Below are 22,446 nucleotides of genomic sequence, written 5' to 3' on the forward strand. Positions count from 1 at the left end.
TGGGGTGGATGGCTCCCGCTCCCGACGGTGCCAAGATGAGCCCGTTTAAGGTGGACGAGAGGGAGCAGAGATCGTGGGAGAGATCACAACAGTCGGCCTGGACCTCGCCAAGTCGGTGTTTCAGGTCCATGCCGTTGATGCCGAGGGCCGGGTTGTCATTCGCCGGCAGGTCCGGCGCCCCCAGCTTGTGAAGTTCTTTGCAGGCCTGCCGCCCTGCCTGATCAGCATGGAAGCCTGCGCGACCGCCCACTACTGGGCCCGCGAGCTCACTGCCCTCGGCCATGAGGTGAGGCTTATGCCGCCGGCCTATGTGAAACCGTATGTCAAGCGCCAGAAGAACGACGCGGCCGATGCGGAAGCGATCTGCGAGGCTGTCACCCGTCCGACCATGCGGTTCGTGCCGGTAAAATCACCCGAGCAGCAGTCTGCCGCCATGCTGCACCGGTCCCGGGCTCTCCTGGTCAAACAACGGACCATGCTGCTGCATGCGATCCGTGCTCACTTGGCCGAACTCGGGATCGCGACCGGGGCTGGCGTCTCTTCAGTCACGAAGATGGTTGGCGCTCTGGTTCGGGGCGAACCGCTCGACCTGCCCGATCTTGCCCGCGTGGTGCTGGAGACCTTGGCCCGGCTCGTGTTCGACCTTCAGGAGCGGCTGCGGACGATCGACAAGCAGCTGGCGCACTGGCACTACAGCAATGATCTCTCCAACCAGCTTGAGACAATTCCGGGTATTGGTCTTGTGACCGCCTCGGCCCTGGCGTCGAGTATCCTCGACCCAAGCACGTTTCGATCAGGGCGTCACTTTGCTGCCTGGCTCGGACTGGTGCCGAAGCAAAACTCGTCCGGCGGCAAGACCCGGCTCGGACGGATCAGCAAGCAGGGCAACAAGTACCTACGCCAGCTGCTGATCCTGGGCGCGACATCGGTGCTGCGCTATCTGAGGCGGGAGGGCAGCAATCCGCCGCCCTGGATCGCAGGGCTGCTCCGGCGGCCGCCGAAGGTGGTGGCGGTAGCCTTGGCCAACAAGATGGCGCGGATTGCCTGCGTGACAGCCCGCTTAAACGATAGGGGGCTTGGTCCGGCGAAACCCTTCAAGGCCAGCAGTCACAAAGGACTGCATGAACAGGCCGGACACACGACTGCACTCGACAACTGCTGCAGGAGCGATACCGACCAGACCCAACGCGGGAGCCATCCACACACACGGTAACTTAGTACGTAGCAAGAACGCGGGGCGTAAACCGAGCGGGAGCCCCCTGCATTGGCCGAACAGAGCTTAGATTTTGGTGTTTGGCCTACCATTCAGGGCCGAACAACGGATGGAGAAGGATACTGCTCCAAAGGCGTCGTCCGTGAGACAGCGTCGTTGTCCAGACACGTTCGAGAAAGCGGGTTAAAGCAATTGTTTCAGACGGGTACCCAACCTACGTGAGTATCACCTTGCGCTGCGTCGAGTGCTCAGTCCGTAAGCCGTCTCGGAAAAGTTGCTGATCCGTTCTATCTAGTCGTGTCAAAGGGAACAACTCTTGTTCTGACCCCTACTTCGCCTACTGTTTGCGCATCAAGTGTACCATCGCGATGCCACGAAGGATCACGCGAGTGATGGGAATGGACCTGAACCCGAGCATCGGCAGGATGCTGTCCCGCTTCGCGACCGAGGATTTCGGCATAGGCGATGAAATCGCGGTGGAGCGACGCCGGAAGCTCGACCCTGACCTTGACGAGCTTGTCATCGGCGATCGGCCCTAGACAAAAGAATTATGGTGATACGTTACTATTGAACACATTCGGTGCGAGCGTGAGCGCTCGATCGAAGAATGCCGGGATTTCTTCGTCGAGTTGCTTCAGAAATTCCGTGCGATCGAAGCCGGGCGGGTTGGCGCTGATGTCGCCATCCAATGTCTGGATCGGGGCGCTGGCGGGGTTCATGAAGGCGAAGTGCCCGGCATTGGCGATGACACGATAAGCCGCTTCGGGAATGTTCTGCCCGATCCATAAAGCATGAAAGCGTGGTGGTAGCCAGCGGTCCTTTTCCGCGGCGTAGATCAGGGCCGGCACGGTGATGGCCTTCAAGGATTGCTCCGTGAATATGACGCCAACAGGCGCCATGGCGACGATCGCACGGATACGCGGATCGGTGGTCGACTCGAGCACAAGTGGCGCCTGCATTTGACGAATGTCGCGGAGCATGCTGCAAGAGATCGGGTCTTCCGCAGCGTCCCTCGCGCAATGCGCGCCGATCCGGGATAGATCTACCCGCCCTCCCGCCAAGGCAACCACGGTGTAGCCGCCGGCCGAGTGCCCGGCGGCGCCGATCCGTGGACCTTTCGCATCCGTCGCGATGCGGTCCTTCCATTCGGGATCCGTAAGCAGCGCGTCGATCAGGCGTGAAACCTGACGGGGACGTTCCGTGAAGTAGGCGCCGAGCGGCTTTTGCCACAGCGAACCGTCTTGGTAATTGTCGCCCGGGTGACGCAGTGCCGCCACCAGATAGCCGTCCCGCGCGAGGGCCTCGGCCAAGCTGCTTTGGCCAAATTCCGAACCGCCGGTCCCATGGCTGACCACGATGAGGCCTTTGGTCTTTGCCTCCGGTACGGCCATGGGGGTCGCGTGGACCGTGAACGACCCCACCATGATCGAGCGCGTGTGCGCCTGCGTTGGGTAGTACAGAGCGACCGGGATCTTCTCAGGATTCGTGATGGAGGGCGGGACCTCGTAGGGCCGCCACCCTGCCTCGGCCGCTCTCGCCGCGCCGGAGAGCAGGCCCATCGCCATCGGTGTGCTGCAGAACAGGAAGGCGGCCGAGCGGAGCCGCTTGTGAATCGCGAATATCATGGATGCGCCTCTTGTAAGCCGCTATCCTGCTAGGTGAGGGCGGCCGAACAGGTCGAGCCCGATTTCGCGAACGGTAGGGTTTATTCGCCAGTGACCATTCCCGGCATGCTTTCGGCGACCACATCGCTTCAGTGGCGCAGGCCCGCCGCCATCTTGCTCCCGCTCGTCGTCGCGGCGGCGCTTGCCGTAACGGGTGCGTTCGGCACCTATGTCAGCATGACGCTTCCGCTTCGCCTGTTGCATTTCGTCGGAGTCGCCATTGCCATCTACGCGGTTGTGTTTGCGCTCTCCGAAATCGTTCAGCGATTTTGGTTCGGCGGCGCATTGCCGTTTTGGGCGATGCTCGCGATTGGCGTCATCACGGCTCCGGCCGGCGGCTGGATCGTTCTCGAGGCCTTGGGCTTGGCGGTGCCTCGAGCGCTTTCGCAGGTCACCTATCCCGAGCTGACCACCCAGGTGCTGCTGTCCAACCTCGCGATCGGAGGTCTAGGCTGGAACTTGCTCCGGCAATCCCGTACACAGATCGCCGCATGCGAGGCGCCGCCGCAGCCGCGTTCGAATTCCGACCACGCGTTGCGCGCGAAGCTTCCGGTCGGGATCCGCAACGCCGCCATCCTCGCCCTGAGCGCCGAGGACCATTACGTGAGGGTACGGACCGACCGTGGCGAGGCCTTGATCCTGATGAATCTCGCGGCCGCGATTGCGGCGCTCGGCGAGGAGGCTGGCGTGCGTGTCCATCGCTCGCATTGGGTATCGCACCAGCTCACCGAAAAGGCGTCGATGCGTGGCTGCCGGGGCGGCGTCCGCATCAATGACGACACGGTGTTGCCGGTCAGCCGTTCGGGCCGAAAGCTGCTGAACGAGGTCTGGACGGGCTAATGGAGTCCGGCTGGGCATCCTGGCACAACCCGGCACGACAGGTGAAATCCGTCTGGTGAACCAGCTCTTCAGTATTGCGGCCTGAGTGTTCCGTTCGACTGGGTTCGTTATGCCCACTTCAGGTTAATGCAACAGTGCCCTCGGACGGCCCACCGCATGGTGACTGAATTGAATGCGTCGTCACCATAGCTCGCCACGAAACGTATGGTCGGGCGCTGAGCTGCCTCGCAGATCGCTTCGGCATCGGCTGCGTCGTTCTTCTGGCGCTTGACGAAGGGCTTCACATAAGCGGGCGGGATCAGACGGATGGCATGCCCGAGCCGTGGGAGCATGAGGTTCTGTGGGGCAACCGGTGCGGGAGGCCCTTCAGAAGGTTGCGGCAAGCCTGATCGGTGGCGGTACACTATCGCAAGAGACATCGCTGCCCCACATTTCCTTATGCTCTCCTTCCGGGCGCGTCTGCGAGTTGCTCTGCCTGGAACAAGTTGCTGTCACTTTGCCTTTAACTTTGAGATTCGTCGCGGTGGGTGTCGAAAGGCGACAGTCTTTGCCCTTAATGGCGAGATACCGATCAAGTTTGTTCGCTGCTCTTTGATCCCTGCCCGGGACCGCGGTGCCGGATCCGGCGCGATCCGATCGACGGTGCCAAGCAAACGGGCTTGCTGGTGAGAGGTCGGGAGCAAGGCGACCTTGGCGACCTCTGTCAGGTCCCGTTCCATCCCCATCGCAGCCAGCCGCACACCTCTGTCAACGCTGTCTCACTTTTAGAGGAAAAAATCTCGCTTTTAGAGGCAAAATCTCACATTGAGCGGCAAAGGATTGCCAGTGATGGTGTTGAGGTCCTCATCTCGCCTGTAGGGGTAAGGCGACAGCCGCAAACGGCACCAGCCCCGCAACTGTCCTCTCGTCGGCCACCTATAGCTCCGGAGGAGCAGGCGCAACGGCAGCAGATCACGGTCATGTTCGTCAACCCGTTTGGCTCGACTGCACTGGCGTCCCGGCTCGATCCCGCGGAACTGGGAACCTTGGAGGAAGTCCGCAAATGCTCAGCCATTGTCCTTATCTGTCAAGCAAACCTTGGTGCCATATGCAAGGTTAGCACTCTCGAAAACGCGATGAGACAGCTTTCGCTTCCGTGCCGGGGCTGCCCCGCATGGCAATCTCAGGCGCTGACTGCCGGCATCCGGAACCATCATTGCGACGCCGAGTGAAACGGCAATCGATCTTCGAGGTCAGTAGACGGAACCGGCAAGTGCTATGGCGATACACCTGGGATTCAGGGATGACCGCGTCCGAAAGAGAACGATGACACTCAGTGCGTCCATGCAGCGTTTTGCGCCAAAGGTCGGGTGCCTTGAGGGCGCGCTCCTGAAACGGAAACGAGTGGCGTCATGGCAGCAAGCGAGGTGAGGCATCTTGGAAACTCACTCGGCAACGGATGGTCGGAGTTCCCGCTGGATGGAGTTCCTGGTCCTCGGAGTCCTGCTTGTCGTGTGCGGGGTCGCGGCGATGCTTGCGCCACACTACTCGACCGTGGCCGCGAGCACGATCCTGGGCTCGACCCTGACCTTCGCCGGCGCCGCCACGATGCTCCAGGCGATGCGCGTCAGGCACTGGGCGGGATTTAGCTGGCAGATGGTGCTGGGCGCCGTTGAGGTCGTCGGCGGGATTTTCATTGTCTTGACCCCGATGAAGGGCGCCGCCGCGATTGCGCTCCTGATCGCAATCGTCCTTTTCGTGCAGGGCGTCACTCAGATGGGGGTCGCCGTTCGCACGAGGCCAGCCGCAGGCTGGAGCTGGCTTCTCGGCGCCAGCCTGGCCACGATCCTCATCGGGGCCGCGTTGGTCGTTCGTTTTCCCTATGCGGCAGTCGAGGCTCCCGGCGCGATGGCCGGGGTCGCCCTCGCGCTTGGCGGCCTCGGCTACATCATGATCGCGGTCGGACTCTTGAAGGCCAAGGTGAAGGGGCCGTCATGACGGCGCGCCGCGGCACGGCTTGGACCGCCATGACCCTGGTGCTCCTCTGCGCCGGCTGCGGCGCCGAGGCCCCGGAAGAGGCAGAACCTATCCGTCCGGTGCGCACGATCTCCGTCCAGCCGGGCGTGAAAGCCACGCCGCAGACCTTCTCCGGGCGCATCGCCGCGCAGGACCATCCGACCTTGGCCTTCCGTATCGGCGGCCGTGTGGCCGAGCGGCCGGTGGATGTGGGCATGGATGTGAAACAGGGCCAGGTCATCGCCCGGCTTGACCCCGAGAACGAGTTGAACGCCCTACGCTCGGCCCGCGCGGCGCTCGCCGATGCCGAAGGTGCGTTGCGCCGCGCGGACGGTCAGCTCCAGCGTCAGTCCCACCTTCGTGATCGCGGCGTCGCCACCCGGGCGGATTTCGAGACTGCCGAGCAGGCGCGTCGGGCCGCCGCCGCGCGGGTCGAGGCCGCACTCGCGCAGCTACGGATCGCCGAGGATCTCGTCGGCTTCACCATTCTCGAGGCGGACGCCCCGGGAAACGTGACGGCGGTCTCCGCGGAGCCCGGCGAGGTGGTTGCCCCCGGTCAGCCGGTGGTTCGCCTGGCGCGGCGCGAGGGCCGCGATGCGGTTTTCGAAGTACCGGCGGAGCAGCTCGCCGCCTTGGATCCCGATGCGGACATCCTCGTGACGGGCGGCAGCGACAACACGCACCGGGCCGTCGGACGGGTCCGCGAGGTGTCGCCCGAGGCCGATCCCGTGACCCGCACCTTCACGATCAGCGTCGGGCTGGCTGATCCCCCGCCGACCTTCCTGATCGGAACGTCGGTCACGCTCAGCGTCGCAGGTGCCGCGGACGACAGTCTGGCCATCCCGGCCACCGCGCTCACCGACCGCAACGGCACGACCGGCGCGTGGGTCGCCGATCCGGAGAAGGGCACGGTGTCCTTCCGGCCCCTCCAAATTCTCCGGCGCAATGCTGCGACGGCTGCGGTCGGGCGCGGATTGGTGGTCGGCGACATCGTGGTGACCGCTGGCGCGGGACAACTGCGCGAGGGCCAGAAGGTCCGGTTGATCGGGAGGGAATCATAATGCGGTTCAACCTCTCCTATTGGGCGCTGAGGCAGCGTTCGGTGGTGGTCTACCTGATGATCGTCGCGGTGGTCGCCGGCGTGCTCTCCTATCAGCGGCTTGGGCGTGCGGAGGATCCTGCCTTCGTGATCAAGACGATGGTGGTTTCCGCCGCTTGGCCGGGCGCGACCCTGGACGACACCGTCAAGCAGGTCACCGAGCGGCTGGAGCGGCAGCTCGAGGAGGTGCCGGATCTCGATTTCGTGCGCAGCTACACCGTGCCCGACCAGACCACGATTTTCGTGAACCTGAAGGATGCGACGCCGGCCCGCAACGTCCAGGAGCGCTGGTTCCAGGTCCGCAACCTGGTGTCCGACATGGTCCGGACCCTGCCGACCGGCGTGGTCGGGCCCTTCTTCAACGACCGCTTCGGCGATACCTTCGGCATCATTTACGGCTTCACCGCGGACGGTTTCACGCACCGCGAACTGCGCGACCGCGTCGAGGCCATCCGGTCCCGCCTGCTCCTCGTTCCCGACGTGTCGAAGATCGAGATCATCGGCGCGCAGGACGAGCGGATCTTCGTCGAGTTCTCGGTCAAGGAGCTGGCCAACCTCGGGATCGACCGCTCCGCCCTCATCGAGGCCATCCGGGCGCAGAACGCCATTCGCCCGGCCGGAACGATCCGGACCGACGAGGAGAACGTGTCGCTGCGGGTCTCGGGCGCGTTCGGCTCGGAGGCGGATCTGGCGCGGATCAACTTCCCGGTCGGCGACCGCATGCTGCGGCTCGCCGACATCGCCACCATCCGCCGCGGCTACGCGGATCCCCCGCAACCCATGTTCCGGGTGAACGGCCAGGAGGCGATCGGCCTCGGCATTGCCATGCGGGATGGCGGCGACATTCTCGCGCTCGGCCGGAATCTCAAGGCCACCATGGCGGCGATCACGGCCGACCTGCCGGTGGGCATCGAGCCGTGGCTCGTGGCCGACCAGGCAGTCACGGTCGATCTTGCCATCGCGGACTTCATGTCCTCGCTCTGGCAGTCGGTGGCGATCATCCTGGCCGTGAGCTTCATCAGCCTCGGCGTCCGCGCAGGTCTGGTCGTCGCGCTGTCGATCCCGCTCACGCTCGCGGTCGTCTTCGCCCTCATGATGGTGGCCCATATCGACATGCAGCGCGTGTCCCTGGGGGCGCTGATCATCGCGCTCGCCCTGCTGGTCGACGATGCCATGACCACCACGGACGCGATGGTCACGCGGCTGGCGGCCGGCGACGACAAGCGGAGCGCGGCCACCTATGCCTTTCGGCATTATTCCATGGCGATGCTGGCCGGCACGTTCGTGACGATCGCCGGATTCGTCCCCATCGGCTTTGCGGCGAGTTCCGCCGGAGAATACACGTTCTCGCTCTTTGCCGTCGTGAGCATCGCGCTCGTCGTGTCCTGGTTCGTCGCGGTCGTGTTCTCGCCGGTCCTCGGCGTCGCGATCCTGAAGTCGCCGGCCGGGCACGCGGATGCCGCCCCGCCCGGCAGGATGGCCAGGACCTTCCGGTGGATGCTGTCGAAGGGCATCGCGGCACGCTGGATCACCATCGCGGCGACCCTGGGCCTGTTCGTGCTGTCCCTGCTGGCACTTCCCTTGGTGCCGCGCCAGTTCTTTCCCGCGTCCGACCGGCCGGAACTACTTGTCGACCTGAAGCTGCCGCAGAACGCCTCGATCCATGCCAGCGAGGCCGTCGTCAGCCAACTCGACGCCGTCCTCGCCAAGGATCCCGACGTGGCGCGCTGGAGCATCTATGTCGGGCGCGGTGCAATCCGCTTCTATCTCCCGCTCAACGCCCAACTGCCGAACGACTTCTTCAGCCAGGGCGTGATCGTCGCGAAGGACCTGACCGCCCGCGAGCGCCTCCAGGCGAGACTCGAGACCCTGCTGGCGCGCGACTTTCCGGGCGTCGTCTCGCGCGTTTCCCCGCTCGAACTGGGGCCACCAGTCGGTTGGCCGATCCAGTACCGCGTGAGCGGGCCGGATCTCGTGCCGCTGCGCACCATCGCCCTCCAGGTAGCCCGCGCCGTCTCGGCGAGCCCGAAAACCGGACAGGTCGGCTTCGACTGGATCGAGCCATCGCGTCAGGTTCATCTGCAAGTGGATCAGGACGAGGCCCGGAGGCTCGGGCTCAGTTCGCAGCAGATCGCGGCCGTGCTCGGCACCGTGGTGTCCGGCGCGAGGGTCACCCAGGTCCGCGACGACATCTACCTGATCGACGTCGTGCTCCGCGCCCGCGACGAGGAGCGTCTTTCTCTCGACGCCTTGCGCAGCATGCAGGTCGCGCTCCCCAGCGGCCGCTCCGTTCCGCTCTCGCAGTTCGTCACCTTCGCGTATGAGCAATCGGCTCCGCTGGTCTGGCGGCGCGACCGCGTGCCGACCCTGACCGTGGAGGCCGACGTTGCGCCCGGGGTTCTCGCCGAATCGGCGGTCTCGGACCTCGCCGCCTCGATCGAGGGGATCCGCAAGACGCTACCGCCCGGATACACCATCGACGTCGGCGGCACCGTGGAGGAAAGCGCCAAGTCGCAGGGCTCGGTCCTGGCCGTCGTCCCGGTGATGATCCTCATCATGCTCACCGTCCTGATGGCGCAGCTAAGGAGTTTCGGGCGATTGGCCATCGTGCTCAGCGTCGCGCCGCTCGGCCTCATCGGGGTGGTCGGCGCATTGCTCCTCAGCGCCAAGCCCCTGGGCTTCGTGGCCCTGTTAGGCATCCTCGCCCTGATTGGCATTATCACGAAGAACGCCCTGATCCTCGTGGGGCAAATCGAATACGAGCGCGCCAGCGGCAAGTCCGTGCGGAATGCGGCCATCGATGCCAGCACGGTCCGCTTCCGCCCCATCATGCTGACGGCCATGTCGACCGTACTCGGCATGATCCCGATTGCCTGGACGGTGTTCTGGGGTCCCATGGCCTTTGCCATCATGGGCGGATTGCTCGTCGGCACGGTTCTCACCCTGGTCTTCCTGCCGGCCCTCTACGTGGCGGCGTACGACCGCGGCCCGCAGGAAACGCCCACGGCGACGCCACCGGTCCTGGCAGCAGTGGAGGGACGTCAGCCATGACGTTTCTGCACCCTACCCTGCTCGCCCTCCTGATCCTCACGCTCGGCGCCTGCGGCAGCGAGAAGCCGCCCGCCGTGGCACGGCCCGTGAGGGTCACGACGGTCGAGCCTGGGCTCCGCAGCGAGACGGTGCGGCTCACCGGAGACATCCAGGCCGAGAAGGACATCGATCTCGCGTTCCGGATCGGCGGCCGGGTCGTCGAGCGGAGCGTCAATGTGGGCGATCGGGTCGAACCGGGCCAAGTGCTTGCACGGCTCGATCCGGCCGCCGAGGAGAGTGCCCTCACGGCGGCCAAGGCCGCGCTCGATGCCGCCCGAGGGGAACTGGCGCGGGCCGCCAACGCCTTCGAGCGGCAGGAAAGCCTTCTCGCTCAAGGGTTCACGACGCGGCCCCTGTTCGATAAGGCCAAGGCGTCCTACGAAACCGCCCAGGCCGGTGTCGAGGACGCGGAGGCGCGACTGGAGATCGCTCGCGACCGGATGGGCTTCACCGAGCTGCGTGCACGGACCTCGGGCGTCGTTACGTCGCGCGCGGTTGAGCCGGGAGAGGTCGTGCAGGCCGGCCAGTCCGTGCTTCGGCTGGCCGGAGGCGAAGGGCGCGACGCGGTGTTCGATGTCCCCGCGCGCCTGCTCGAGCGCGGCCGCTCCGACCTGCCGGTCCGGATCGCTCTCGCGGACGATCCCGCCGTCACGGCGCAAGGCCGGATTCGCGAGGTCGCCTCGCAGGCGGACGCCGTGACCCGCACGTTTCGCGTCCGCGTCGGGCTCGAAGCGCCGCCCGAGGCGCTCCGCCTCGGCTCGACCGTGAATGGGCTGGTCGAGTTGGCGCAGAAATCGGTCATGTCGATTCCGGCCAGCGCCCTCACCATGGATGGAGACCTGCCGGCGGTTTGGATCGTCGATTTGACCGGGAAGACGGTCTCCCAGCGGCCCGTGGAGATTCTCCGCTACGACCCGCACCGGGTCGTTCTCGCCGGCGGTCTCGATCCGGGCGACACGATCGTTGCGGCCGGCATCCAGGCCCTTTATCCCGGCCAGAGAGTGGACCCACTCGCGTTCGATCCGGCGCTGCCCGGAGGGCCATCATCGGCGGAGCGCCCGTTGCCGCGGCACCGCGGCCGGACGAGGTCGTGGAGTTCGCTCGGAAAGCGGCCCTATCAATCCCGAGAGAAACACCATGCCTAATGTCACATTGCCTTTAATTTTGAGATTCGTCGCGTTGGGTGTCGAAAAGCGACAGTCTTTGCCCTTAAAGGCGAGATGCCGATCAAGTTTGTTCGCTGCTCTTTGATCCCTGCCCGGGACCGCGGTGCTGGATCCGGCACGCGATCCAATCGACGGTGGCGCGCAACCGGGCTTGCTTGTGACAGCTCCGGAGCAAGGCGGCCTTGGCGAATTCTGTCAGGTCCCGTTCCATCGCCATCGCAGCCAGCCGCACGCCCCTGTCAACGCTGTCTCAACATTAAGGGGAAAGAGCCTCGAGTTTAGAGGCACAATCTCACATCGAGCGGCAAAGGATTGCCATTGATGGTGTTGAGTTCCTGATCTCGCCTTGAGGGGCAAAGCGACACCGTTGCTGTCGAAGCACGAAGTCGCCGAAGAAACTCCGGCGGCTCGTGGGCCTGTCTTTGATGCTTCACTTTCGATACGGCTTAGGAAGCACCTGGTGACGTTGACGGCTTGAAACGCACGACGAACCGATGGCGGTCGCCCGGATAAATGAGCCGAACAAACGTAATGAGTTCCCCGTCCAACCATGTCCTTCGCGCGATGGAGATACATGCAGTGCGCTCGACCACTTGTAGCCTCCTGGCAAGGATCGCGTCCGCGGACACTGCTCGTATCGAATGTTCTCCCTCTGTGAATGGAATATTGTGGAGCAGCCAACTGCCCGGAGGCTCGTCCTTGAACTGAAGCCTCTCCACTTGCGGGACTGCGTCAAGGTTGATCTGGCGGGACTCGATCGTGAACGGGAGATTGTCGGCGTAATGCATGACCTCAAGAGTCAAGAGACGGGTTCCCACAGGAACGCCGACATGACGTGCATCGAGAGCGTCAGTCGCTTTCCGAATGCTGCGGTCAGTGATCTCGAACGAATACGTCCGATCGATCGCCAATACCTCTGCGCGAATGTCCTGAATGTGCATCAACGGTTCTTCGATCCGCGGCGGTGCCACAAAGGAGCCAGATCGGCGCTTTCGAGAAATCATTCCCGAGGCGGCTAAGCTCGACAAAGCCTTATTTACCGTCATCCGCGAACAGTTATAGATATCGACCAATTCGCGTTCCGGAGGAATGCGAGTGCCTGGCCCCCATTCGCCGGTCGTTATCTTGCTCTCGATGTCGCGCTGGATCTCCGCGTAACGAGACGAAGGATGCTTTTCCGTCGCAATATCATCCATGAGCTGACGACGCTGCCTCTGAAATATGGGAACCACTCATAATCGCACCTCTCATCATATGAAAAACTTCTGATTGGTATATATCATATCGCGAATTGCCCGTACATCAAAGGGGCGCCTGGTTATCACCAAGGGTATGTGGATGCATCGTCTGATAAGATCTCGGAAGTGGGCGGCGGCAATGAATGTCGTTACCGCCGCCGAACCGATCAGAGCGCCGGGAGGGTACCCTCGGTCAACGGGGCGATCAAACGACCGCTGGCAACAAGCCCGGTCGCGCGCTTGAGGTCGCCAGCCATATAACGGTCGTCGTCGAGCTTCGGTATTTCGTTGCGCACAGCCTTGCGAACGGCATCAAGCGCCGGACTGGAGGTAAGCGGAGCGCGCAAATCGATGCCCTGGGCTGCACTGATGGCTTCGATACCGACGATGGAGAACAGGTTCTCTGTCATCTGAAGGAGACGACGGGCACCATGGCACGCCATGGAGACGTGGTCCTCCTGGTTTGCCGAAGTCGGCGTGGAGTCGACCGAGGCAGGGTGGGACATCTGCTTGTTTTCCGACATTAGCGCAGCCGATGTGACCTCAGCAATCATGAAACCGGAATTCAGGCCAGGCTTGGGGGTCAGAAACGCGGGTAGGCCGTAGCTCAGAACCGGATCGACCAAGAGGGCGATGCGCCGTTGGGCGATCGCACCGATCTCGCAGATGGCGATAGCGATCTGGTCTGCCGCGAACGCGACAGGCTCCGCATGGAAGTTGCCGCCAGAGACGATCGTGCCATCGGAGAGCACGAGCGGATTGTCCGTGGCCGCATTTGCTTCGACGATCAACGTATGGGCGGCCTGGCGCAAGAGATCGAGGCACGCGCCGACGACCTGAGGCTGGCAGCGAAGGCAGTAGGGGTCCTGGACACGCTCATCAGCTTCTTCGTGGCTCGCCCGAATCTGGGAGCCGTCCATCAGTGCGCGCAACGCATGCGCGGCATCGATCTGGCCCTGATGACCACGAAGGGAATGAACCTCTGGGTGGAAGGGCGAAGTTGACCCCATCGCGGCGTCGGTCGAGAGCGCACCGGAGACCAGTGACGAAACCAGTGCGCGGTGGGCGCGGAAGAGTCCGGCTAATGCAAGCGCTGTTGACGCCTGCGTACCGTTAATCATTGCCAGGCCTTCCTTGGCCTTCAGGGTAATCGGAGTGATTCCAGCCTTCGCCAACGCATCTTTGGCCGGCAAGACCTTGTCGTCGAATTTCGCCTCGCCCTCGCCGATCAAGGCCGCGGTCATATGGGCAAGCGGAGCAAGGTCGCCCGACGCCCCAACGGATCCCTTTTCGGGAATAATTGGGAGCACGTTCTTCTCCAGCATGGCAGCAAGAACATCGATGACCTGCGGCCTGACGCCCGAAGCACCCCGTCCAAGTGAGATCAGCTTAAGCGTCATGATGAGCCGAACGATACCATCGGCAAGGGGAGCACCAACACCGCAGCAGTGGGAAAGGATCAGATTCCGCTGCAAGGTCTCGACGTCGGCAGCCGGGATGCGCACGCTCGCGAGCTTCCCGAAACCGGTGTTGATCCCATAGTGCGCCTTCTCGCCGCCTGCGATCGCAGCGACCTTGTCGGCCGAAGCTTGCACCCTCTTCAACGCCTTCTCGTCCAACTTCGGGATCAACGAACCTTCGTAGACGGCTGCCAATGTTTCGAGCGAGACTTTTCCGGGAACAAGCATGTTGGACATATCGATACCTTAGAAGCGTGAGAGTTTGGCAGACATATTCGCGATATGTCCTATATTTGTATATACCATATGAAATCCAGCAGATGTAAAGTGCTCTCTGTGCAAACATCATGGGCGGCCCTCACGAGGAAGGCCGCCCATGACACGAGGCCACACGTTATAGGATTGATTATGCGGGCTTAACCGGATTGAAGCGGCCGGGAAATTCCTGACCGTTCACCGCCCGGCCGTAGAACATTCCCAGATACCAGGGGAAGTAGTGGTATGACCAGGCGCACAGGCGGTTGCCATACATAATGAAGGTTCGCAGAATCGTGCGGAGCTCTTCCTTGTCATCCGTCTCGCGGATGGCGGACCGCAGCTTGTTCGAAAAATCGAGAAGCGTGTTCAGGCCGGAATAGCCAAGATACTCGGAATAGGCGGGATCGAACGCCTCGACCGACGCCACGAAATCGTCGTGGGAGAGCGTATCGATCAGTTTCAGGAGGGGATAGGCTGTGTACATGATGTAGTCGCGAAGCATGCCGTTGGCGAAGTCCCAGGCCGTAAAATACTGCCCATAGGTACCCGTGTCGCCGATCGCGCCGGTCCGTATACGGCGCAAATCCTCGGGCTCGACCGTCTGAATTCTTTTCGCTTCGGCGTAGAACTCCGCGGCGACGCCCGTGAGATTTGAAAAACGGCCCTCGCCTTTGAAGGCTTGCGTCGGATCGTGCGGCTTCACCTCAACGAAAATCTGCTCCTTCGCGAAGAACAGATTTGTCCAGATCGCCTTCCCGACACCCTGCAGCAAATGGTGGTATTCCGGAAGGACTTTTCCCAGGACCGGCTGGGCGAGCGGCTCGAGTCCCGGGCCATATTGGATCGAGAACTTGTTGCCGGTAGCCTGGGAATATCGAAGGTCGCCGACCGCGCAATCGACGATGCGGCGGCGCAAGCGAACCGGCGCCGTGCTAATCGTTGGCGTCCACGCGTAAAGCGACTCTCCTGACACCACCGGATGCGCCTGCATCACCTTGAAGGGAAGATCCCGCCAGAACTCCTCGCAAAGTTCCGGATTCTCCTCGTCCGCGAGTTCGGCCACGACGACGACGTCGAGTTCTGGCCATGTGATATCAACCAACCTGCCCATTTATGTCCCCATACTTGGCAATTGTTCAGGCCAAACAAGACCATTAGCCCGAATAGGTATATACCATCCGGGAACATATTGCTCTCCGCAAGCTGGAATCTCCAAGAAAATACATCAAACCTCAGGTTTTTTACCAGACAAAATGGTCATTTTGTCTGGTTTTTCACTCAATCTCAGCTTTTCCCGCAAACCGATTCTTTGAGCGCCCCAGAGGATCCGACCCTGTTCGGCCCAATTTCAGTCGGCCAATGTGCCACTTTAACGGGAACAGTTCGCGCTATGCTCTCGCGATGGCGCGAGCCGAGGGCAATTTCTCAAACAAAAGCCAGCTATGGTCTATACAAATTACTCTTGTTGAATATGCTGTTCCTCGCGCGGCCCATCGCCGCACGGTCAAAGATTGGAATCTGTCAAATGTCGTATGAGAGCTTGAGTGACGTCGTTAAGGCGGTGAAGGAGAAAACGGCTGCTTATGAAAGCACGGAGCCGAAGGAACTTTACGATATCCGCACCGGGACCTTTGCGGTCGGCACGAACAACCAGTATTTCACTAACCTGGATTTCGTGAACGGCATGCTTCGCGACCAATCTATGTATACGTGGTATCCGCTTCTGCTGACGTTCCAGGACATGCGGTTCACCCTTGAGCAGGCCTGCGCACTCGTACATCGCTTCGACTACGCCTACAGCAACTACCTGCGTTACAGCGGTCTGCAGGAGATGGGCGCCTTTGCGGAAGCTATCACCAAGTTTCTTCCGACGGCCTCCAGCCGCGAAGAGGCGGTCGAAGCCGTGAAGGCGTTTCTCGGTTATCTCAACCGGCTTGCCGCATGGTCCTTCCACTACTTCCCCTGGAGCATCGGCAAGCATCTCACCTATGAGACACCCGAGGGCTCCATCGCGGCTCTCGCAGACCCGTCGCGCCGCGTGAAAATCGCGGACGGCCAGAAGGTTCGCCTTACGTGGGAGCCGCTGGATATCAGCGTCATCGCCTATCTCGCAAGTAAGGAAAACCCGGAGCTCTGCGATGACGTCATCGCGGCACTGCCATTTACCGTCGTTCAGGACCATGCGGTCGTCAGCGGTGAATCCATGTACGCCTGGGCGCCTGTCGTCAGCACCGCGAAGGTAAACGTCAAGGAACGCCAGTGCGATGCGCCGGTCGGCCGCATTCGCTATTCGCAGGGCACAGGCAACAAGATCATCGTCCAGTATGGCGAGGTCACCGAAGACATCGCGACGCCAGTTCTCGGTGAAATCCTGCCTGAATATGCCGACGACATCTACAAGGTCGGCCGCGCAGTCCTCGAAAGCAACTTCGGCGACAAAACGCCCATCATGCTGAAAGTCGAGCTCGCGTAAGCTGGACGAAATCAGGCGGCCCGCGAGTCGGGTCGCCTCATGCAAAGTAGCGAAAAATGTGACTTGATTGATTATGCCTTTTTAATAATATGTATATACAAACCGCAGCAAAATGCGGGTAGAGGAGAACGGCGCAATGGCTTTCTGGTTTGAATTCAGATCTATCAGTGACGCTCCGGACAGTGCGAAGCGTGATGGGAAAGTGCCTGCCAATTCGCCAGCCTTCGGGCTGTGTCCCCGGTTGACTGTCCGCTGGGTTAGCGATGCCGCTGGAAGGTTTTGGGGCCGGGGCCTCAAGGGGCTTTGGCGCGGGTAACTAGGCCCACGGCCGCGGACGATGGCCCCCGAAAACAAGGGGGCCGTTCCTGAAGTTGGAAATCAATTGTGTGCCCGCGTTCTGGCGTAGTGCCGGACGCGAAACGGTTAGTTTCGTCCTGACAGAACAAACTCGAACCAGAGGGAAGCATATCCATGAAACGGCAATTTCGGAAAGCCATCACCGGTAGCGTGATAATGATAGCAGCCTGCGCGCTTAGCTCAGTCGCCCTGGCCCAACAAAAGGAGCTTATCCTCAGCGGCTTTGGTGGCGCCTATGACGAGGCGATGGCTGCAAGCGTCAAATCATTCGAGCGCGAAAACGGCGTCAAGGTCACGATCGTTGCCGGATCGGGTGCGAACAACATCGCCCGTGTTCGCAACAAGGAAATTGACGTGATCGTGTCCGATCCGGTCTTCGCCCTGCGGATGGAAGCGGAGAAGGCATTCGCCCCGCTGGATCCTAATCTGGCCTCCAACCTGAAGAACCTCTATCCAAAGGCGATCTACTCTGACGCGGTTGTCGCGGCAAACTTTGGGGCATATGTGATCGCCTACAATCCTGCCGAGGTGAAGGCACCGCAATCCTGGCACGATCTCGCAAAACCGGAGTATAGGGGACGCATTGCCCTGCGCGGGTTCCGGCCGGAAAATATCGATCTTATCACCCTCTTTGCGAAAGAGGCGGGCGGGGATGAACGTCATCCTGATGCCGGCTTTGCCGAGATGGCGAAGATCGCTCGGAACGTCGACGTCTGGGTCGAGTCCCACGCCAACCATCTCGAACTCTATCGAAACGGCCAGATCTCCATGAGCATGTGGACCGATGGTCGAATTGCCTGGGCGCGAGACGCGGAAGGCACCAAAATACAGGGCGCCATTCCCAAGGAGGGCTTCTTCGCGCTGTCATCGACGCTCAGCGTCGTTGCAGGTCGCCCGAACGCAGATCTCGCGCAGAAGCTGGTGAACACACTGCTGAGCCCGGAAGCCGGCCTCATCATGGCGCAGAAGCTAGGCTATTTTCCAACCAACAAGGAAACCAAACTGCCACCGGAAGTGCAGGCGAAAATGATGATCACACCTGAGAATGTGAACAATCTTCAAAGCGCCGATTGGAAGTACATCGTTTCCGTCTACGATAAGTGGCAGCAGCGCTGGGAACGGGAAATTCAACGATAATGGCTGAGCAATTTGATATTGAGCTGTCGCATTGCCGCAAGCGGTATGGCGCGATCAACGTCCTCGATGACGTCTCGCTTCGTGTGAAGAGCGGTGAGTTCATCACCGTTCTTGGCCCGAGCGGCTGTGGCAAGACAACGACGCTGCGCGCTATCGGGGGGTTTATTACCCCCGATAGCGGTCACATATCGATCCGGGGGAGGGACGTGACCCACCTCCCTCCCTACAAGCGCAACATCGGCGTTGTTTTCCAGAACTATGCTCTCTGGCCTCATATGACCGTGGCCGAGATCCTCGGCTTCGGTCTGCGTATTCGCAAGCTACCCCGTGAAGAGATCGCCCGCCGTGTGGACCGGGCGCTTGGCATGGTGCAACTGACGGGCTTGAAGGATCGCTATCCCCGGGAACTGAGTGGCGGGCAACAGCAACGAGTCGCCATGGCGCGCGCGCTGGCGATCGATCCCGAGGTGATCATTCTCGACGAGCCTCTATCCAATCTCGATCGCCGATTGCGCGAAGAACTTCGTATCGAGTTGAAGCGGCTCCAGCGGTCTCTCGGTGTGACGATGCTGTTCGTTACCCACGATCAGGAAGAGGCGCTGTCCATGTCGGACCAGGTTGTCGTCATGCAATCGGGACGGATACAGCAGATCGCCGATCCGCGGACGGTCTACGAGCGTCCCGCGAACCGCTTTGTCGCCGGCTTCCTCGGAAGCGCCAATTTCATGGCAGGTGAGCTCGTGCAGAACGCTCAGGACGGCAAGGCCCAGGTGAAGCTCGGCAATGGCGCCGTCGTCGGCGCATATGCCCCATCGGCGAAAACTGCCGGCGAGAAGGTCACCGTCATCGTTCGACCCGAATGGCTCGTGCTTGAGCGGCCGGGCAATCAACTGGCTGCAAACCAGCTCGAAGGCACGGTTGGAGACGTAATCTATGAGGGATCCGCGATCCGGTACGGGATTACGCTCGATCATGATCCAGAAGCGCCGATCTTTCTGCAGGAACGATCGAACGCCGATGTTTTGAATCCGGGGGACAAGGTGAGGATCAATGTCATCAACGCCATCATTGCCACAGACTGACGATTCTGGCGGGCTCCGGAAGCGGTTTGTGACCTGGGCTACCCAGGCACCGATGTTCGTGCCGTTCGTCTTCGTCATCCTTTTCTTCTTCGTGCCCATGGCTTGGCTCGTTGCGACGAGCATGTCTACACACGAGGTCGGCAGCCCTCCCGTGTTTACCGGCACGCTCGAGCACTATGCTCGCTTCTGGACGGATCCTTTCTACCTGGAGACGGCGCTTTGGACGACTGTCAAGCTCTCGGTTGTCTCCACAGTGCTCGCTTTGATTATTGGCTACGTACTCGCCTATTATATTGCTGAACTTCCTGCGCATCGCAGAGGCTTGCTCACCAGCATGGTGGTGGTCTCCCTTTCTGTGAATATTGTCATCCGGATTTTCGGCTTGAATGTCCTTCTTATGAGTGGAGGGGCTGTCGACAGTGCGCTGACCTTTCTTGGAATGCCCAAGGTTCGGATCATGTATACCGAACTTGGCGTCCTGATCGGACTGGTCCAGATTGCCATACCCTACGTCGTTTTGCCCCTCATCGGCGTGCTTGCTGCCGTCGATCCGGCTCTGAAAGAGGCGGCCGAAAGCGTCGGCGCGAACAAGTATAAAACGTTCTGGGCCGTGACTTTTCCGCTGTCCTTGCCGGGAGTGGTCGCCGGCACGCTGATTGCCTTTACGCTAAACGCTGCAGCGTTTGCAATTCCGTCCCTTATGGGCGGCGGCCGGGTCAAGATGATGGGCATGATGGCCTATGTGCAGGCAACGGTACAAGGCAACTTTCCGTTTGCCGCGGCGGTCGGGATCAGCCTGACGCTCCTAAGCATCGTGATTACGGCTATTTACCTGTTTGTGATCAATCGAACATTCCGAACAGCGAGGAAAGCAGCATGACCGCCACCACAGCAGTATCGAGTGGGAAAGCGCGCTGGCCAGTCCCCACAGGATTGGGAATCGCGGCGTCTTGCGCATTTGCCTTCGTCGTCGCTCCACTTATCGTGGTCGCCGGCGCTGCATTGAATGCGGAAGCAATGTTCTTCCCGCCTCGGCAATTGACCTTGCGCTGGATGATGGCGGCTTTGACAGAGGGCAGCTTCGTCAACGGCGCCCTGATCAGCTTCGTCGTCGCAGTAGTGGCGGCCGCTTTCTCGACGCTTTTCGCGCTACCAGTCGCACTCCAATTGAGGAAAGCGCCACCCGCAGTAGCGAGGATACTGACCCTGTCATTCATGGGGCCGCTGCTCGTGCCATCGATAATCTTCGCCTTGGCCCTTTATTCAGTGATGATCTATGCGTTCGGTGTAACCAATCTGTCCATCCTAATGATTGGCCACGTAATAATCACGATGCCGTATCCGGTGCGAACCATCACGGCCGTTACCGAGCATCTCGATCCCGCTCTGGAGGATGCTGCCGGCAGCGTCGGCGCATCTCCCTGGCGAACGTTCGTGTCGGTCACATTGCCGCTGATCAAACCCGGTGTTATCGCCGGCTTCCTGTTCGCCTTCATAACGTCGTGGAACGACTTTTCCATCTCGGTCTTTCTCACGCCGCGCGAGTTGCAACCCCTTCCGATCAAAATCTACGAATACCTTCTGTACCAATACAGACCGATCATTGCGGCGGTCTCAACCTGGTCGGTCATCGGCTCGGCAATCATCGTTCTTATTATCGATCGTCTTGTTGGTCTGAACGTGTTTACCGGCCGTCGTAGCTAAGTGACAGCGTGCGACTAGAACTGCGGTATTGTCAATTTGGCGCCGAAGAGGCAAAGCTGCGATGGGCGCAGCCCTCGGGTCAGTCCACATCAGCCTAGTAGGGCCGCACCGGTGGCGTCGCGCCACGTAGCAAAGGCGCGATCCCGCGCAGCCCGGTACTCACTGGCGGACAGACGATGACGGCGGCGTTGGAAGTGGTTGAGGATCTGGGCGTGGGTGGCAAGAAATTGCTGGGCATGCCGGACTGACTTGAACCGCCGCATGCGACGCTTACGCCTTCGGGTGGGTTGGTGCGACATCTCACAGCGATTATCGAGATACCGGCTCTGCCGATGCTATACGCTCCGCAGAATCTCGCGTTCAGCGGCGCCGTAGGATCCGAGTTTGTCCGTCACGGTAACCCTCGGCGTGTAGCACAAACCTTTCCGCAGCTTGCGAAAGAAAAGCTTTGCTGCCTTTTTGTTGCTGCGGCTCTGCACCAGAACATCGAGTACGTTTCCCTGCTGATCAACCGCTCGCCAGAGATCGTGCAGTTTGCCTCGGATACGGATAAACACCTCACCTAAAACCCACTTATCACCCAGCTGCGGCCGACGCCGTTTGAGACGATTGGCGAAGTTCCGACCGAAGCGCCGGCTCCATTCTCGGATGGTCTCGTAGCTGACCACGACGCCGCGAGCCGCCAAGATCAGCTCGACTTCGCGTATGCTCAGGCTGAAGCAGTGATACAACCAGACCGCCTGGTTGATGATCTCGGCTTGAAAGCGGAATCCGCGATAGAGGTTGGACGTCGTGCTCATGCGCGGGGGCCCGCCATAGACCCTGGACTCTTGCCAACTTGACAGTACCACTGGGAGGTCTCCCGCACCGTAATTCGTTCCGCCACCAAATCCTTGAGGGTTCCGTTGCAACTCCTGACATAGGTCGCGCGAAGGTCCGCCTAGGACCCCCGTCAGGCGGCTGCGCCGAACAGGCTGGCAATAAAGGCGCGCTGAGCGACCATGTCATTCCCTGGAGCATCGATAACCTGTCCCTTGCGGATCATCGCCATGGCCTCGTAGCCGGCAATCGTCTGCGTGGCCGTCGCGAAGCTCTTGAAGCCCAATCCTGGGAGAACCAGCCGTTTGATACGCCGGTGATCCTGCTCGACGATGTTATTCAAAATCTTCACTTGCCGGAGTTTGGCAAACCGCCAGACCTCGCCGGCACGTTTCATAGCCTTCGTCGCGACGGGATAGGCCGCATTCTTGTCGACCGTGATGGTTCACGGATTGACCGTATTCGGCTGCCCTAAGGCCTTGCGGAAGAAGCGCCGGGCGGCAGACGTATCCCGCTTGGGGATAGCAGAAAGTCGATGGTCTGCCCCGTCGCATCAACGGCGCGGTAGAGATAAACCCATTCACCCTTCACTCGAATGTAGATCTCGTCCACCCGTCAGGAACCGTTCGTCATGCGCAGATGCAGACGCACGCGCTTATCCAACTCCGGAGCGTAAGCCTGGATCCATCGAAACAGGGTCGTGTGGTCGACCTGAATGCCTCGATCAGCCAGCATGCGTTCCAGGTCACGATAGCTGATTGGAAATTGCAGGTACCAGCGGACCGCCCACAGGATGATCTCCGCCGTGAACTGCCAACCCTTGAATGGGTTCTTGTTCTTCTGCTTCACCG

General features: G+C 61.2%; 14 protein-coding genes and 5 pseudogenes. 11 read left to right on the plus strand and 8 right to left on the minus strand.

The features are described from left to right. Positions 1-73: 73 nt before the first annotated feature. A pseudogene (locus tag K9B37_RS17185) lies at positions 74-1,045 on the plus strand (IS110 family RNA-guided transposase); the annotation flags it as partial. Positions 1,046-1,629: 584 nt separating this feature from the next. Here the strand turns inward: K9B37_RS17185 and K9B37_RS17190 are convergent. Continuing rightward, a pseudogene (locus K9B37_RS17190) lies at positions 1,630-1,743 on the minus strand (DUF2274 domain-containing protein); the annotation flags it as partial. Between the two features lie 18 nt (positions 1,744-1,761). Beyond that, the gene (locus K9B37_RS17195) at positions 1,762-2,838 is read right to left on the minus strand and encodes an alpha/beta hydrolase family protein (RefSeq protein ID WP_224314765.1); all 1,077 of its coding nucleotides are present in this window, start codon (positions 2,836-2,838) and stop codon (positions 1,762-1,764) included. Positions 2,839-2,928: 90 nt separating this feature from the next. Between K9B37_RS17195 and K9B37_RS17200 the strand changes: the two genes are divergently transcribed. Then, positions 2,929-3,717, plus strand: a complete 789-nt coding sequence (locus tag K9B37_RS17200) for a LytTR family DNA-binding domain-containing protein (RefSeq protein WP_224314766.1) — start codon at positions 2,929-2,931, stop codon at positions 3,715-3,717. A gap of 194 nt (positions 3,718-3,911) precedes the next feature. Here K9B37_RS17200 and K9B37_RS17205 read toward each other — a convergent pair. Further along, a pseudogene (locus K9B37_RS17205) lies at positions 3,912-4,040 on the minus strand (IS110 family transposase); the annotation flags it as partial. A gap of 1,135 nt (positions 4,041-5,175) precedes the next feature. Between K9B37_RS17205 and K9B37_RS17210 the strand changes: the two are divergent. From K9B37_RS17210 to K9B37_RS17225, 4 genes are read left to right on the plus strand one after another with little or no spacing between them, the layout of a single operon-like run. Continuing rightward, the gene (locus K9B37_RS17210; protein WP_224314767.1) at positions 5,176-5,694 is read left to right on the plus strand and encodes an HdeD family acid-resistance protein; all 519 of its coding nucleotides are present in this window, start codon (positions 5,176-5,178) and stop codon (positions 5,692-5,694) included. Then, a complete protein-coding gene (locus tag K9B37_RS17215; protein ID WP_224314768.1) occupies positions 5,691-6,773 on the plus strand; it encodes an efflux RND transporter periplasmic adaptor subunit in 1,083 nt (360 codons plus the stop codon). Before K9B37_RS17210 ends, K9B37_RS17215 begins: the two co-directional genes overlap by 4 nt. Continuing rightward, positions 6,773-9,862, plus strand: a complete 3,090-nt coding sequence (locus tag K9B37_RS17220; RefSeq protein WP_224314769.1) for an efflux RND transporter permease subunit — start codon at positions 6,773-6,775, stop codon at positions 9,860-9,862. The genes K9B37_RS17215 and K9B37_RS17220 overlap by 1 nt, the downstream gene beginning before the upstream one ends. Continuing rightward, positions 9,859-11,046 carry an efflux RND transporter periplasmic adaptor subunit gene (locus K9B37_RS17225; protein ID WP_224314770.1) on the plus strand — a complete coding sequence of 396 codons (1,188 nt, stop codon included), beginning with the start codon at positions 9,859-9,861 and terminating at the stop codon, positions 11,044-11,046. Before K9B37_RS17220 ends, K9B37_RS17225 begins: the two co-directional genes overlap by 4 nt. Before the next feature lie 467 nt (positions 11,047-11,513). On the opposite strand, the gene hutC is transcribed toward K9B37_RS17225, so the two are convergent. From hutC to K9B37_RS17240, 3 genes are all read right to left on the minus strand, one after another. Then, positions 11,514-12,263 carry a histidine utilization transcriptional repressor HutC gene (gene hutC, locus K9B37_RS17230; protein ID WP_224314771.1) on the minus strand — a complete coding sequence of 250 codons (750 nt, stop codon included), beginning with the start codon at positions 12,261-12,263 and terminating at the stop codon, positions 11,514-11,516. Between the two features lie 209 nt (positions 12,264-12,472). Next, on the minus strand, positions 12,473-14,002 hold the full coding sequence (gene hutH / locus K9B37_RS17235; RefSeq protein ID WP_255616646.1) for a histidine ammonia-lyase: 1,530 nt from the start codon (positions 14,000-14,002) through the stop codon (positions 12,473-12,475). A gap of 169 nt (positions 14,003-14,171) precedes the next feature. Further along, complete coding sequence (locus tag K9B37_RS17240; protein ID WP_224314772.1) at positions 14,172-15,134, minus strand: cucumopine synthase-related protein; 963 nt, start codon at positions 15,132-15,134, stop codon at positions 14,172-14,174. 429 nt (positions 15,135-15,563) lie between these two features. Here K9B37_RS17240 and K9B37_RS17245 point away from each other — a divergent pair, with 429 nt between their 5' ends. The 5 genes from K9B37_RS17245 to K9B37_RS17265 all read left to right on the plus strand — a co-directional run bounded on the left by K9B37_RS17245 (position 15,564) and on the right by K9B37_RS17265 (position 20,776). Next, positions 15,564-16,496 (plus strand): cucumopine synthase-related protein, encoded by a 933-nt coding sequence (locus K9B37_RS17245; protein WP_224314773.1) that lies wholly within the window; start codon positions 15,564-15,566, stop codon positions 16,494-16,496. A gap of 471 nt (positions 16,497-16,967) precedes the next feature. Continuing rightward, positions 16,968-17,990: an ABC transporter substrate-binding protein gene (locus K9B37_RS17250; RefSeq protein WP_224314774.1), complete on the plus strand. Its 1,023-nt coding sequence runs from the start codon at positions 16,968-16,970 to the stop codon at positions 17,988-17,990. Then, positions 17,990-19,072, plus strand: coding sequence for an ABC transporter ATP-binding protein (locus K9B37_RS17255; RefSeq protein WP_224314775.1), 1,083 nt, complete (start codon positions 17,990-17,992; stop codon positions 19,070-19,072). The genes K9B37_RS17250 and K9B37_RS17255 overlap by 1 nt, the downstream gene beginning before the upstream one ends. A 28-nt stretch (positions 19,073-19,100) precedes the next feature. After that, on the plus strand, positions 19,101-19,952 hold the full coding sequence (locus tag K9B37_RS17260) for an ABC transporter permease (RefSeq protein ID WP_224314776.1): 852 nt from the start codon (positions 19,101-19,103) through the stop codon (positions 19,950-19,952). After that, positions 19,949-20,776, plus strand: a complete 828-nt coding sequence (locus K9B37_RS17265; protein ID WP_224314777.1) for an ABC transporter permease — start codon at positions 19,949-19,951, stop codon at positions 20,774-20,776. Before K9B37_RS17260 ends, K9B37_RS17265 begins: the two co-directional genes overlap by 4 nt. 89 nt (positions 20,777-20,865) lie before the next feature. Here the strand turns inward: K9B37_RS17265 and K9B37_RS17270 are convergent. After that, positions 20,866-21,576: pseudogene (locus tag K9B37_RS17270) on the minus strand (IS6 family transposase). A 152-nt stretch (positions 21,577-21,728) separates the two neighbouring features. Beyond that, a pseudogene (locus tag K9B37_RS17275) lies at positions 21,729-22,444 on the minus strand (IS6 family transposase). Positions 22,445-22,446: the final 2 nt, after the last annotated feature.

Source organism: Microvirga puerhi (assembly GCF_020089865.1).
Lineage (GTDB): Bacteria > Pseudomonadota > Alphaproteobacteria > Rhizobiales > Beijerinckiaceae > Microvirga > Microvirga puerhi.

Bases quoted from the DNA above. Each gene is read 5' to 3' on its own strand.
- K9B37_RS17210 (WP_224314767.1), top strand. From the start codon at position 5,176: ATGGAGTTCCTGGTCCTCGGAGTCCTGCTTGTCGTGTGCGGGGTCGCG.
- K9B37_RS17220 (WP_224314769.1), top strand. From the start codon at position 6,773: ATGCGGTTCAACCTCTCCTATTGGGCGCTGAGGCAGCGTTCGGTGGTG.
- K9B37_RS17250 (WP_224314774.1), top strand. From the start codon at position 16,968: ATGAAACGGCAATTTCGGAAAGCCATCACCGGTAGCGTGATAATGATA.
- K9B37_RS17255 (WP_224314775.1), top strand. From the start codon at position 17,990: ATGGCTGAGCAATTTGATATTGAGCTGTCGCATTGCCGCAAGCGGTAT.
- K9B37_RS17225 (WP_224314770.1), top strand. From the start codon at position 9,859: ATGACGTTTCTGCACCCTACCCTGCTCGCCCTCCTGATCCTCACGCTC.
- K9B37_RS17265 (WP_224314777.1), top strand. From the start codon at position 19,949: ATGACCGCCACCACAGCAGTATCGAGTGGGAAAGCGCGCTGGCCAGTC.
- K9B37_RS17240 (WP_224314772.1), bottom strand. From the start codon at position 15,134: ATGGGCAGGTTGGTTGATATCACATGGCCAGAACTCGACGTCGTCGTC.
- hutH (WP_255616646.1), bottom strand. From the start codon at position 14,002: ATGTCCAACATGCTTGTTCCCGGAAAAGTCTCGCTCGAAACATTGGCA.
- K9B37_RS17195 (WP_224314765.1), bottom strand. From the start codon at position 2,838: ATGATATTCGCGATTCACAAGCGGCTCCGCTCGGCCGCCTTCCTGTTC.
- K9B37_RS17215 (WP_224314768.1), top strand. From the start codon at position 5,691: ATGACGGCGCGCCGCGGCACGGCTTGGACCGCCATGACCCTGGTGCTC.
- hutC (WP_224314771.1), bottom strand. From the start codon at position 12,263: ATGGATGATATTGCGACGGAAAAGCATCCTTCGTCTCGTTACGCGGAG.